Source organism: Xenorhabdus mauleonii, from assembly GCF_900113945.1.
Classification (GTDB): domain Bacteria; phylum Pseudomonadota; class Gammaproteobacteria; order Enterobacterales; family Enterobacteriaceae; genus Xenorhabdus; species Xenorhabdus mauleonii.
The window spans coordinates 23,933-37,410 of sequence record NZ_FORG01000023.1; the positions used below are offsets into that span (position 1 = coordinate 23,933).

12 protein-coding genes are annotated in these 13,478 nt (G+C 44.8%); 7 read left to right on the forward strand and 5 right to left on the reverse strand.

All coding sequences use genetic code 11. The annotated features are described in order from the left end of the window. Positions 1-3: 3 nt before the first annotated feature. Entirely contained in the window at positions 4-1,665 is a 1,662-nt protein-coding gene (locus BM100_RS17460; protein ID WP_092513275.1) for a cholesterol oxidase substrate-binding domain-containing protein, read from the reverse strand. 647 nt (positions 1,666-2,312) lie between these two features. Between BM100_RS17460 and syd the strand changes: the two genes are divergently transcribed. The 4 genes from syd to BM100_RS17480 all read left to right on the forward strand — a co-directional run bounded on the left by syd (position 2,313) and on the right by BM100_RS17480 (position 5,032). Continuing rightward, the gene (syd, locus tag BM100_RS17465; protein ID WP_092513277.1) at positions 2,313-2,873 is read left to right on the forward strand and encodes a SecY-interacting protein; all 561 of its coding nucleotides are present in this window, start codon (positions 2,313-2,315) and stop codon (positions 2,871-2,873) included. 596 nt (positions 2,874-3,469) lie between these two features. Continuing rightward, the gene (locus tag BM100_RS17470) at positions 3,470-3,796 is read left to right on the forward strand and encodes a YqcC family protein (RefSeq protein ID WP_092513279.1); all 327 of its coding nucleotides are present in this window, start codon (positions 3,470-3,472) and stop codon (positions 3,794-3,796) included. 1 nt (position 3,797) lies between these two features. Continuing rightward, complete coding sequence (gene truC / locus BM100_RS17475; protein ID WP_092513281.1) at positions 3,798-4,550, forward strand: tRNA pseudouridine(65) synthase TruC; 753 nt, start codon at positions 3,798-3,800, stop codon at positions 4,548-4,550. 35 nt (positions 4,551-4,585) lie between these two features. Continuing rightward, the gene (locus BM100_RS17480) at positions 4,586-5,032 is read left to right on the forward strand and encodes a flavodoxin (RefSeq protein ID WP_092513283.1); all 447 of its coding nucleotides are present in this window, start codon (positions 4,586-4,588) and stop codon (positions 5,030-5,032) included. Between the two features lie 83 nt (positions 5,033-5,115). On the opposite strand, the gene BM100_RS17485 is transcribed toward BM100_RS17480, so the two are convergent. From BM100_RS17485 to map, 4 genes are all read right to left on the reverse strand, one after another. Next, a complete protein-coding gene (locus tag BM100_RS17485; RefSeq protein ID WP_092513285.1) occupies positions 5,116-5,502 on the reverse strand; it encodes a DUF3461 family protein in 387 nt (128 codons plus the stop codon). A 221-nt stretch (positions 5,503-5,723) separates the two neighbouring features. Further along, positions 5,724-6,548, reverse strand: a complete 825-nt coding sequence (gene dapD / locus BM100_RS17490; protein ID WP_092513287.1) for a 2,3,4,5-tetrahydropyridine-2,6-dicarboxylate N-succinyltransferase — start codon at positions 6,546-6,548, stop codon at positions 5,724-5,726. Between the two features lie 40 nt (positions 6,549-6,588). Next, entirely contained in the window at positions 6,589-9,243 is a 2,655-nt protein-coding gene (gene glnD, locus BM100_RS17495; protein ID WP_092513289.1) for a bifunctional uridylyltransferase/uridylyl-removing protein GlnD, read from the reverse strand. A 182-nt stretch (positions 9,244-9,425) separates the two neighbouring features. Next, the gene (gene map / locus BM100_RS17500) at positions 9,426-10,223 is read right to left on the reverse strand and encodes a type I methionyl aminopeptidase (RefSeq protein WP_092513291.1); all 798 of its coding nucleotides are present in this window, start codon (positions 10,221-10,223) and stop codon (positions 9,426-9,428) included. Between the two features lie 389 nt (positions 10,224-10,612). Between map and rpsB the strand changes: the two genes are divergently transcribed. The 3 genes from rpsB (at position 10,613) to pyrH (ending at position 13,423) form a co-directional block, all read left to right on the forward strand. Next, positions 10,613-11,338 carry a 30S ribosomal protein S2 gene (gene rpsB / locus BM100_RS17505; protein WP_092513293.1) on the forward strand — a complete coding sequence of 242 codons (726 nt, stop codon included), beginning with the start codon at positions 10,613-10,615 and terminating at the stop codon, positions 11,336-11,338. Between the two features lie 165 nt (positions 11,339-11,503). After that, positions 11,504-12,361 carry a translation elongation factor Ts gene (gene tsf / locus BM100_RS17510; protein ID WP_092513295.1) on the forward strand — a complete coding sequence of 286 codons (858 nt, stop codon included), beginning with the start codon at positions 11,504-11,506 and terminating at the stop codon, positions 12,359-12,361. Positions 12,362-12,694: 333 nt separating this feature from the next. Then, positions 12,695-13,423: a UMP kinase gene (gene pyrH, locus BM100_RS17515; protein ID WP_092513297.1), complete on the forward strand. Its 729-nt coding sequence runs from the start codon at positions 12,695-12,697 to the stop codon at positions 13,421-13,423. The last annotated feature ends 55 nt before the right edge of the window (positions 13,424-13,478 follow it).

Sequence of the window (13,478 nt, forward strand, 5' to 3'; positions counted from 1 at the left end):
GGATTAAATAGAAAATAACTTATCTAAGAAAGTTGATCTAAATATGTGATGAGGATCGTGTTTGTTCAATAAAGAAATTGTTGCTGCCCAGTTGCTGTCAGCAGGTTGACCATCAGTAAATGATGCCGGGATTTTTTGTGTGAGTACATCTTCATCTTCCCATGCCGCATTTTTAGTGTATGCCCAGCCTTTGCTCCATTCAACCCGAGCTGCTGCATAAGTGCCATTAAATTCCTGAAACAACCATTGCTCAAATCTGCGCATAAATTCAGGTGCGTAGCGAGTGCCTGGAATAGTCAAAATATCCAGCCAAACAGCCGTATCCCATTCAGGTTTATCCGGGCGTGGGCGAAGAGCAGATAAACTGGGAATAGCGGCACCTTGATGTACGACTTCAGAAGGTGTATCTAATCCGGTTACTCGCACTTCAAGCGGGCCATTGATAGGATATTTTTCATTATCTTCGAACTCCTCTATGAGTGTTTTCCAATAAGTATAAAATACGCTCAATACTCGTTGTACATCTGCACGGCGTGTTAACACGACATATCCATTGGCGGTAACCTGCAGAGTGGTTGGTTTGACGTATAGCAGTAGGTTTTTACTCCAACCCCAGATGTCTTTTCCCTGTTTTGATAAGTGATCGACAATATAATTGTATTGTATTGTACATGCAGTTGGAGTGAAACTCGGATAACCCTTAAGGCCATCAGTGAGTTGTTTTACTGTAGCCTCAGTAGGTTCAGTGAAAGGATAATTATAAGGTGTGGATACTTCTACGCTGGAATTGGGTTTTTCGGGGGAGAGGCTCCAAATTTTTAACCACGGTTTTTCTGTAAAGGGAAATAAAATGACTTCAATCCGACCCGATTTATCTAGAAAGTGGCTAATAGTTTGTTTATCCGCATCGGTATTTTGTGGCGATAAAAATAGTTCAGTTGCGGGAATATCCGTAAAACTTTCACACCTAAGTCGCTGGTTTTTACCTGCCTGTAATTGGGCTTCTAATATCAAAACACTGCCTAAAGATGTTAACAGTGGTGCACAATCTGGGTCAGTCCGTTGAAACTCCTTAAGAATATATTTCTGACCTGATTCATCCCATACTACAGCAGAGAAGGATAATATCGAATTGCATAAGGAACCATAAGTGTGCCCATCCTCATTTTTTTCACCGAGCGCGTTTATGGCGGTTCCATGTCCCCCGATTGCGAGAACGCCCCCAAGCGTTAAATCTCCCGGCGCGGGAGTTGCAGTGAAGCCAAGGCCATGTTCTTCCATTTTGGTCATCAATGTTTCCATCAACACGCCCGTTTGTGCTTTAACGATGGAAACCGGAGAGGATTGCTCAATGCTTACTTGATTAAAATGCGGTTGTAGATCCATGAGCATTATGCGGTTGGCACTTGCTTTCGGTTTAAATATTAAAGGCGACCAATTATGTGATTGTCCAATAGGCCTGACTTTGTAATCATGCTTTTTGGCCCAATTAACTACCTCAAGAACGTGTTCAATTGTGTCTGGAGTGCAGCATGGAACATGCTCTACTTTGATCTCACGTGACCATGTTTCAAATTTTCTAAAGTCCCATTTCACATGCTCAGGGAAGCCTGGTAAGTCGCGTGATTGATTTGTGGGAATGTTATCTTGTTTTTCTGTGTGCATTATTTTGTATCCTTTATATTAAAACTCCCTTGGTTTTATCAAGGTTTTTAATGTTTATTGTTTTTTGATTGAAATATTTAATATTAATAAAATGATATTGCTGGTTTGTTTTTTATATCTAATTATCATGCTTCAAGTTTTTTAAATATGACTATCATTAACTCATGCCGGCTTATATGCCGGGAGCTATTTTTGGGAGCGATGAATTGTAAAATAAAAATATATATCTGCCGTTTTTAAATTTCTGATTTGTTGACACGCCTTGAAATCCAATAGGTACAATAATTATAGTCGGGAATTTTTAATGCGAAGGCTAAAGTATGAAATGTTTACTTGGTAGTGCGTGAACAATCGTTTTTTTCGATGTTATACAATATTGGTAATTGTCTATTTCTCTTTTTTATTTGTTTGAATAATAAATAAATAATTATGTTGGCGATTAATAGCATTTTGTTGGGGCATGAAGAAAATAATTCTTTAGAGTTTATTGGAATAAATTACAGATATACAGGTGATAAAAACTATATCGGGTGATTTTTTATCGCGTGGCAATATGATGTCTAGTTGTTATTTTGCCAAAAAACAGATAAGAATAAGGGAGATAGCAGATATATATACTGTAAGATAACGATGGATGATATAACCAGATGACTTTTAATGTGACAGAGGCTCTCTCTGATTTTACTCAGCGCTATATTGAATTGTGGCAGCAGAAAACGGGTTTTCCTCCGGCCAGTGGCGATTTGTATGGTGTACCTTCCCCTTGCATTGAACGCACAGGCGATGGGGTGGTGCATTGGCTTCCGAAGAAATTTTCTACTCAAGAACGGTTAGGCAAGGTTGAAACAGCACTGGAAATCCAGTTACAGGATTCTGTCCATGATTTCTATGTAACACAGTTTGCCGGGGATATGGCTGCCAGTTTCGAGGGACAGGAACTGAGTTTGATTCAAGTATGGAGCGAGGATGACTTTATTCGATTGCAGGAAAACCTGATTGGCCATCTGGTGACGCAAAAACGCTTAAAGCTCTCACCAACTGTGTTTATTGGCACGACCGATTCTGAAATGGGGTTGATTTCTGTTTGTAATCTAACAGGGCGAGTGATCCTTGAACAGTTCGGCAGCCAAGAACGGACAGTGCTATCTGAAGATCTAGCTAGTTTCCTTTCAGCTCTCACGCCTTTGTTTTCGCACCCGCATTCTTAACAGTCAGCAGCCAGTTGCAGATATTGGTCTGTCTTTTTGTAAGAGATATCTTACACGTGGCGTGAGATATCTCTCTTAATCACCAGGTGAATATTTATCATTGATATTATTTGCATTGTATATCAATAGGATGAGGCTATTTTACATAATATCCCTTTTTATCGTATGGCTAACTGTTTAAATTCAGTTTCTTGTATTAACAATCCGAATATTAGAAAATTTTACTGTTCCGTAAGGAATCACAGCAAAGCAATAACCAGGGAATAATTCCATCGGGAAGATGGTTCAGGGATGGTTAGGTACAGGCAGGATGCCAAAAAACGATCAAGATAATAATCAAGTAACGGATAACAGGCAGGGATGTACTTTTGTCAGGGAATGAGCAGGATGCACCCAATTTAGCCGGATTGCTATGACACCAATATAAGAGGAGAGATTTTTATCTCTCCTCTTTTTTTATTCCGTTCTCTCTTACAGCAAATTTTCCGCTGGAATCACATCAATGATACTCTTACCTTCTAATGACCCATTTTCATTGACCACTTCAGTGGCGATTGCCGCCATTTGAACAACAGATAAGCATCAGACGAAGCATCATGAGTATCGAAAAACAAGTTCTACATAAATTACAGTTGATTGAATCTGCCATGAAAACGATAGGTATATGGCAAAATTACCCGCCTAAACCAGAAGCCTTTGAAAGCACAGAGCCTTTTTCCATTGATACGATGTCGGCTGGTGAGTGGCTCCAATGGGTGTTAATCCCAAGAATGCGTGCACTGATAGAACAGAAAGCCAAATTGCCGACAGCATTTTCTATCGCTCCATACTTCGAAGAGGTTTATAAAGAGGAAGTCGTGCGTTATTTGCCTTTACTGGAATTGCTGAGGGCTTTAGATATCCTGTTTACGCAGGACGCTTGATATGCTGGAAATTATTTATCAGGATGAGCATATTGTTGCGGTTAATAAACCGGCAGGATGGCTGGTTCACCGCAGTTGGCTTGCACGCCATGAAACCGTTTTTGTCATGCAGACATTGCGCGATCAAATCGGGCAACATGTTTTTCCTGTTCATCGCTTGGATAGACCGACCTCCGGCGTCTTATTGATGGCGCTTTCAAGTGAAGTTGCCAGAACGCTTTCACAACAATTTGAATTCCATGATGTACAAAAAACATATCATGCGATTGTGCGGGGTTACGTTGAAGGTGGTGATATTATCGACTACGCCTTGATGGAAGAGCTGGACAAGATAGCAGATAAGTTTGCGGATACTGACCGAGAAGCACAACCTGCGACAACGCACTACCGTTCATTGGCTAAAGTCGAGTGCCCGGTTGAAATAGGGCGTTACCCGACATCACGTTTCAGTTTGTTGGAGCTAAAACCTAAAACCGGTCGTAAACATCAATTGCGGCGGCATATGGCTCATATTCGGCATCCCATCATTGGGGATACCACACATGGTGACTTGCGACAAAATCGAGGAGTTGCTAAATATTATCAGACAGGAAGGTTAATGCTGCATGCCAGCCATCTTCAATTCAAGCATCCCGTCACAGGCGAAGAGCTTCTTTTGACTGCCCGCTGGGAATCATCGTGGCAGCATTTGCTTGAGCAATTTGGTTGGCAGGGCATAGTGCCTGAGCTGGAGTGTTTAACGACTCATAAATGAAAGCAGTATCAAACCGATTAAAGAGATCAATATTTATGGCAAAAATTGGTATTTTCGTTGGTACAATTTATGGCAACGCGCTGGCAGTAGCAGAAGAAGCGCAACAAATCCTCGGGCAGCAGGGGCATGAGGTTGAAATCTATGAAGATGCGACCTTAGAGCAATGGCAGATGTACCAACAACAGATTGTTTTAGTCGTGACTTCAACGACCGGGCAAGGCGATTTGCCGGACAATATCCAGCCGCTTTATACAGAGATTAGTGATAATCTGGGTTATCAGCCTGGTTTACGTTACGGCCTGATTGCGTTGGGTGACAGCAGCTATGACACATTCTGCGGTGGTGGACGTGCATTTGACAAGCTGCTGCAAGAGCAGGGAGCCAAACGAATCGGTGATGTGCTGTTGATTGATGCCATTGATGTGGTTGAGCCTGAAGTCTTTGCTCAGAATTGGATTGAGGAGTGGGGAAGTTTGCTGTAGATGTTTCTCCATCGCACCGCTTATGCCTTAACTTCATGCAAAACGTCCTGAGGATAAGCGGTGTAATGGCACAGCAGGCATGATTACTTACGCGTCAGTTTTTCCAGATCTGCCTCGATTTCTGCAATCTTATTGGCAACAACATGCTCAAGGTGGCGTAAATCATCAAGGATCTTATGTTTCAGATCCACTTCAATCTGATCACGTTTACAAATCTGATCCAGCTCTTCAATCACGTAACGCAGGTTGGTATTGATCTCTTTGACTTCTTTGTAACCTTGTCCTGAATTATCGTCAGAAATGGTTTTCAATTGACGTGGATACTTAAACTTAACGCTTTTTGCGAAAAACTCGCCTTTATCCTTGCGGAAATAAATCTTAAGAATATCGTTATTTGCTTCCTGACGGAGGCTATAGCGATCAATATCTTCTGGATGTGTGATTCCCAAACTTTTCAAGTTATCGTACATAGTGCGTCACCTAGTCACTTAAATTAAATGGAAAAAGACAAAAAAATAGTGGATTTATTATCCATTTCGTCATTGTTAAAAGTCAATTGGTTAATGGTTCGGCGTGATGAATGAATAACTTATGCGGGTATGATAATAAGTGCGGGTATGACAACAAATCCAGGCATGACAACAAGCCACCTATGGTAAGGTGAGCGCAAGGTGGCTTGTATGTACTGAAATTAGTCAATATTTCTCAGCAGTTCATTGATACCCACCTTGCCACGGGTTTTGGCATCAACTTTTTTCACGATAACTGCGCAGTACAAGCTGTAGCTGCCATCTTTCGAAGGAAGGTTACCGGATACCACAACGGAGCCAGCAGGAACACGGCCGTAATGGATCTCACCTGTTTCGCGATCGTAAATTTTGGTGCTTTGGCCGATATAAACGCCCATAGAGATGACTGAGCCTTCTTCCACGATAACGCCTTCTACGATCTCAGAGCGTGCGCCGATAAAGCAGTTGTCTTCAATGATAGTTGGGTTGGCCTGCAATGGCTCCAGAACGCCCCCAATGCCAACGCCACCGGACAGGTGAACGTTTTTGCCGATTTGTGCACAAGAACCTACTGTAGCCCAAGTATCGACCATTGAACCTTCATCCACATAGGCGCCAAGGTTCACGTAAGATGGCATCAGTACTGTATTACGGGCGATGTAAGCACCTTGGCGAACAGCCGCAGGAGGTACAACGCGGAACCCTTCTTTTTCGAAACGAGCCTGATCATAATCAGCAAATTTCATGGGAACTTTGTCGAAATAGCGGCTTTCAGCCCCTTCCATTACTTGATTGTCATTGATGCGGAAAGAGAGCAATACCGCTTTCTTCAACCACTGATGCGTCACCCATTGCCCATCGATCTTTTCTGCGACACGCAATTTTCCGCTGTCCAGCAGTTGGATTACCTGATTAATGGCATCACGGGTCACGCCATCCACCGTAGTTGGAGTTATGTTTGTGCGGTTTTCAAATGCATTTTCGATAGTAGCTTGTAATTGCTGCATAGGTATGCTGTTCCTAATGTCTGTTAAGTCGAGAGTCTTACTATAGTTTATCCCGTGTGTTGAGGGCTTCTGTCAACCTTTCTGATAATTCATCCCTGATTTTTTTATGTAACGCGTTTTGATCTTTATCTGCCAGAACAAAAAAATCTTCGACGCGTTCCCCAATGGTGGTAATTCGGGCACCGTGCAAGTAAACGCCCAGTTCAGCAAAAATATTGCCCACTCTAGCCAGCAATCCGGGCTGATCCAACGCAATCAACTCCATGTAGGTTCGCCGGGTGTTATGTGTCGGTAAAAATTTAACGTTGGTTGGCACGTTAAAATGGCGCAATTTGGTGGGCAGATTGCGCGCTCGTGGTGCTTTAGGATGGGGATCGTTGACGACTTCCAGTAAAGCCCGGCGGATAGGTTCGTGGCGATCAAGTGACAATGGGTGGCCGTTTGGTTCCAATACCACAAAAGTATCCATCGCCATTCCATCACGGCTTGTAAAGATCTGGGCATCATGGACACTGAGATTGCGCCTGTCCAGCTCGCCTGCCACGGCAGCAAAAAGCGAAGGGCGATCTTGGCACCAAATGAAAATTTCTGTGCCACCGTGGGAAAATGCAGTGCTGATCAAGACCATCGGCTCTGAAGAGACATGGTGGACTAAATGACAGGCATGCCACGCCAATTGATCGGGGGAATGGCGCAGAAAATAGTCCGCATGGCAACGGCTCCAGATATTGTGCAGTTGCTGTTCGTCGATATTTTCTTGTCGCAGCAGAGCCAGCGCCTGTAAGCGATTATTGCGGATACGTTCCCGCAAATCCGGCGGATTCTGAATGCCTTGGCGCAATTGCGCTTCAGTGGCAAAGAAAAGTTCCCGTATCAGACTTTGCTTCCAGCTATTCCAAAGTTTGGCATTGGTGGCACAAATATCTGCAACCGTCAGGCAAATTAAATAATTCAGCCGTGTTTGATTTTTAACAATTCCCGCAAATTGCTGGATAACGTCAGGATCTTGAATATCCCGCCGCTGTGCAGTGACTGACATCAACAGGTGATCACGAACCAGCCATTCGACTAATTCCGCCTCTCTGGTCGTCAACCCATGCTGTAGTGCGAACGTAAAGGCATCTTTGGCACCCAGTTCGGAATGATCGCCATTGCGTCCTTTGGCAATGTCATGGAAAAAAGCAGCCAGACGCAACAGCTCCAGTTGGGGGATCCGGGGATAAAGCTCAACACACAAGGGGTGGATCACACGGTTGTTTTCATCGGCGAAACTTTCCAGCTTGAGCAGTACTCGTATCGTATGCTCATCAACGGTGTAAACATGAAAAAGGTCAAATTGCATCTGGCCTACGATATTACTCCATTGCGGCATATAAGCCCCCAGCACGCTATGGCGGTGCATGGGAAGCAGCGCGCCACTGACAGCATGGGGATGGCGAAGAATATCCATGAAAATCTGTCGGGCTTCCGGTAGCTCACATAAAGGGGCGGTCAGGTTTCTGCGGGCGTAGCGAAGTTGACGCAATGTTGTGGAATAAATCCCTCTAATTTCGCGATGTTCGGCCATGTGATAAAACATTTTCAATATGGAAGTGGGTTCACGGCTGAATAGCGTTTCATCAATTAAATCGATGAGATCTCCCCGCAATTGGAATTCTGCACTCAAGGGGCGCGGCTTTTCATTGGGTTGCAGTGTCAGGATCGCTTCATCAAACAGTTGCAGCAGCATGTTATTCAGCTCACTGACACGGCGTGTCATGCGGTAGAAATCTTTCATCATCCGTTCGACAGGCTGGTTGCGTTCTCCCTCATAACCAAGCAGTCGAGCGACATTGAACTGGTTTTCAAACAACAGGCGGTTGTCGTAGCGGTTAACAGTCAGGTGAAGAGCAAAACGGATGCGCCAGAGAAAACTCTGGCATTCGTTCAGCTCGTTACGTTCTTCATCCTTTAGGAAGCCGAAAGCAACCATCTCATTCAGTGAAGTTGCGCCAAAATGGCGGTGGGCAACCCAAAGTAAAGTGTGGATATCACGCAATCCGCCCGGGCTGCTTTTAATATCTGGCTCAAGGTTGTAACTGGTGCTGTGATAACGTTGATGGCGCTCCCGCTGTTCGGCCAGCTTTGCATTGAAAAACTGCGCAGAAGGCCAGAAATCATCGCTGAAAATATGCTTCTGCAACCGGAGAAACAAAGGTAAATCACCACAAATCAAGCGGGACTCAATCAGGTTGGTAGCGATGGTCAGATCAGACAGCCCTTTGTCCAGACACTCTTCGAACGTTCTTACGCTATGGCCCACTTCCAGACGGATATCCCAGAGCAGGGCAATCAATTTTCCAATGCACGCTGATTGTTCTTCGGTCAATGAATGTTCGCTCAGAATAAGCAAATCAATGTCCGAAAGAGGGTGCAGCTCACGGCGTCCGTAACCTCCGACAGCTATCAGGGTGAGAGAGGTTATCTGTTCAAACCCTCGCGCCTGCCATAATCGATTTAGCAGCTTGTCAATATAATCACTGCGGGCATGAATTAGGGCATCCGGTGAAATTCCTGCCTTGAATGACTGCTCCAGCCATAATTGAAATTCATCAACGTGCTGTTTCAGGGCCGAAAATTGCAGGTCATCGTGGGAAAATTCCATCGGGGAAAGAGGAGGTACAGGCGCTTGTGTTAAGGATATATTGGCTGGCATATACAGATACCCATAATGAGAAAGCTCATGAGGAAACGATGCATGATGACCAGATTACTGAGAAAATGGTGAGATGAACAGGGATTATTGGCAACAGGGAGAGAATGAAGCGCCTGTTTGCAGGCGCTTCATTGATTAGAAAAGAGATATGTATAGAGCAAAAAGGGTATCTTGAGCGGTAATTATGCGTTCACCAATACCGCAGAAATATGTGGCTCTTCTTCTTTGCGCAATGTCATGATTTCACAGCCATTGTCGGTAACGACAATCGTGTGCTCATACTGTGCAGACCAACCACGATCTTTAGTTTTGACTGTCCAGCCATCTTTCATGGTACGGATGCGGAAATCACCCGCATTGACCATTGGCTCAATAGTGAATGCCATGCCTTTTTGCAGCACTACGCCGCCGTCATCTGCATCATAATGCAGGACATGTGGCTCTTCGTGGAAGACTCGACCAATGCCATGACCGCAATATTCACGGACAACGGAATAATCATTGCCTTCTACAAATTGCTGGATAGCTTTACCGATAGTACGCAGGCGGATGCCCGGTTTAACCATTTTCAGCGCCAGATACAGACTTTCTTGTGTCACGCGGCACAGACGCTCACCTTGAATGGTTGGGTTGCCGACAATGAACATTTTCGATGTATCGCCGTGGAATTCATCTTTGATGACAGTAACGTCGATATTGACGATATCACCTTCTTTCAACACCTTGTCATCACTTGGAATGCCGTGGCAAATCACGTCATTGACGGAGATGCACACAGATTTAGGGAAACCGTGGTAGCCCAGACAAGCAGAAATGGCCTGCTGTTTTTCAGTGATATGCTTGTGACAAATACGATCGAGTTCACCGGTGGTCACACCCGCCTTAACGTAAGGCTCAATCATTTCCAGAACTTCGGCTGCCAAGCGTCCGGCAACACGCATTTTCTGGATGTCTTCTTCTGTTTTGATAGAAATTGCCATGAAATGGTTCCACTTAAGTCGGAAAATTACCGACTCCTTGATATTAATGAAGGAAAAATGTTGTCGGTAATGGTATCAGCCCGCCGGATGTCTGCCAATAACCGTCGGCTGACAGACGCGTAAAAGCTGTAACAAATGTTGGAGTATAGTGGCAGTTTATGGTATAAAGCGCGCCGGTATTCTGTGTAATTGTTTCTGACGTGATGCAATTTTCGGGATGCCAAATAAAACTCATTATGTGTAAATAACACACACAGATCGGCACATACACCGGGGTGCTCTCATGCGGCTAGTTCATGCTTTCGTTTAAATGAATAGTCAGCAGCCAAAGAGTCGGTGTTATGGGATCTGTGGAGGCACAACCCCAATTAACTTTATAGAGGTCTAAAATGGCAACTGTTTCTATGCGCGATATGCTGCAAGCGGGCGTTCACTTCGGTCACCAGACTCGTTACTGGAACCCAAAAATGAAACCTTTCATCTTTGGTGCTCGTAACAAAGTTCATATCATCAACTTGGAAAAAACTGTTCCAATGTTCAACGATGCATTGGCAGAACTGAACAAAATTGCTTCCCGTAAAGGCAAAATCCTGTTTGTTGGCACCAAGCGTGCTGCAAGCGAAGCAGTAAAAGAAGCAGCACTGAGCTGTGACCAGTATTTCGTTAACCACCGTTGGTTAGGTGGTATGCTGACTAACTGGAAAACAGTTCGTCAGTCAATCAAGCGTCTGAAAGAACTGGAAGTTCAATCTCAGGACGGTACTTTTGACAAGCTGACCAAAAAAGAAGCGCTGATGCGTACTCGTGAGCTTGGCAAACTGGAAAACAGCCTGGGCGGTATCAAAGACATGGGCGGCCTGCCTGATGCTCTGTTTGTTATCGATGCTGAGCACGAGCACATCGCTATCAAAGAAGCAAACAACCTGGGTATTCCAGTATTCGCTATCGTTGATACCAACTCTGATCCAGACGGCGTTGACTTCATCATCCCTGGTAACGACGACGCAATCCGTGCAGTAAAACTGTATCTGAGCGCTGCAGCTACTGCTGTTCGTGAAGGTCGTTCTCAAGATCTGGCTGTTCAGGCTGAAGAAGGTCTTGTAGACGCTGAATAATAAGGCATGCTCATTTTTGAGCCCTTATTGACCAGGTATTGAAATATATTGGTTAGGGGGCCTGTTACGGCCCCCTTTAGCTATCTGATATAGAACTATTATCTGATATAGAACTTTCCACGCGGAATATTATCTTCCCGCGAGACACATCGAGGAATAAAACAAATGGCTGACATTACCGCTGCTCTGGTAAAAGAACTGCGTGAGCGTACTGGCGCAGGCATGATGGAATGTAAAAAAGCACTGGTTGAAGCAAATGGTGATATCGAGCTGGCTATCGATAACATGCGTAAATCAGGTCAGGCAAAAGCGGCTAAGAAAGCAGGTCGCGTTGCTGCTGAAGGTGTGATTCTGGTTGAAGTTGCGGCTGATGCTAAATTCGCAGGTATCGTTGAACTGAACTGTGAAACTGACTTCGTTGCTAAAGACTCCGGCTTCCTGGCGTTCGGTAAAGAAGTTATTACTTCCGTTATGGCTGACAAAAACGCTGACATCGATGCTCTGAAAGCTAAGTTCGAAGAACAGCGTACTGCACTGGTTGCAAAAATCGGTGAAAACATCAACATCCGTCGCGTTGAAATCCTGGAAGGCGAAGCTGTAGGTTCTTACCTGCACGGCGCACGCATCGGTGTTCTGGTTGCAGCTGAAGGCGCAAGCGAAGAGCTGATCAAACACGTTGCAATGCACGTTGCTGCAAGCAAGCCAGAATATGTGAACCCAACTGACGTTCCTGCTGAAGTTGTTGAGCGTGAGCATCAGATCCAGATGGACATCGCAATGCAGTCCGGCAAACCTCGCGAAATCGCAGAGAAAATGGTTTCTGGCCGCATGAACAAATTCACTGGCGAAATCTCTCTGACTGGTCAGAATTTCGTTATGGATCCAAGCAAATCTGTTGGCGATCTGCTGAAAGAGAAAAATGCTAAAGTGATCAACTTCATCCGCTTCGAAGTAGGTGAAGGTATCGAGAAAGTTGAAGCTGATTTCGCGGCAGAAGTTGCTGCAATGAGCAAGCAGTCTTAATTTTCTTAAACGGAGCCGCCGATTGGCGGTTCTGTTTTATTTCATGATGAATTTTTACATCTGGGCTGCGTATCGTGGATGTTGCGTAGCGTGGATATTTATACCCAATGGATTTCAAGTGGCATCGCGGCGGCAAGGGAACGAATTTACCCAGCCCAAGTCTGGCCTCCGGTGAAAAGCTCCCGCTTTTCATTAATTCCCGGAAACATAGATAACTATGTGGCAGGGAGACAGCGCTGAATAAGCGCAGCCAGCAAAGACGCAACTTGAAAGACGAAAGGTATAGTAATTAGATAAATCCCCAATATCCTTATTTGCTTAGGACTGAACACCATGGCAACCAATGCAAAACCCGTATATCAGAGAATCCTGCTTAAGCTCAGTGGAGAAGCCCTGCAAGGCGCAGAAGGTTTTGGTATCGACGCCAGCGTCTTAGACCGCATGGCTCAGGAAATCAAAGAACTGGTTGAGTTGGGCATTCAGGTCGGTGTCGTTATTGGAGGAGGCAACCTGTTTCGAGGTGCCGGCTTGGCCGAAGCAGGAATGAACCGTGTAGTAGGCGATCACATGGGCATGTTGGCGACTGTGATGAACGGTCTGGCTATGCGTGATGCTTTACACCGCGCCTATGTGAACGCTCGTTTAATGTCTGCCATCCCACTAAATGGCGTATGTGACAATTATAGCTGGGCTGAGGCAATCAGCTTACTGCGTCACGGTCGCGTTGTTATTTTCTCTGCGGGTACTGGTAACCCGTTCTTTACAACAGATTCCGCTGCATGTCTGCGTGGCATTGAAATTGAAGCGGATGTTGTATTAAAAGCCACTAAAGTTGATGGCGTTTATTCTGCTGATCCCGTGAAAAATCCTGACGCTGTTCTTCATGATAAACTCACTTATCAGGACGTATTGGAACGTGAATTGAAAGTGATGGATCTTGCTGCCTTTACGCTGGCTCGCGACCATAACCTGCCAATTCGTGTCTTTAATATGAATAAGCCTGGTGCACTTCGTCGCGTTGTGATGGGTGAAAATGAAGGTACGCTGATTTCTAAAGACTGATTTTTAGAACTTAAGCTCAGAGACATCGGTGAAGTTTGACGGTATGATCAGCGGC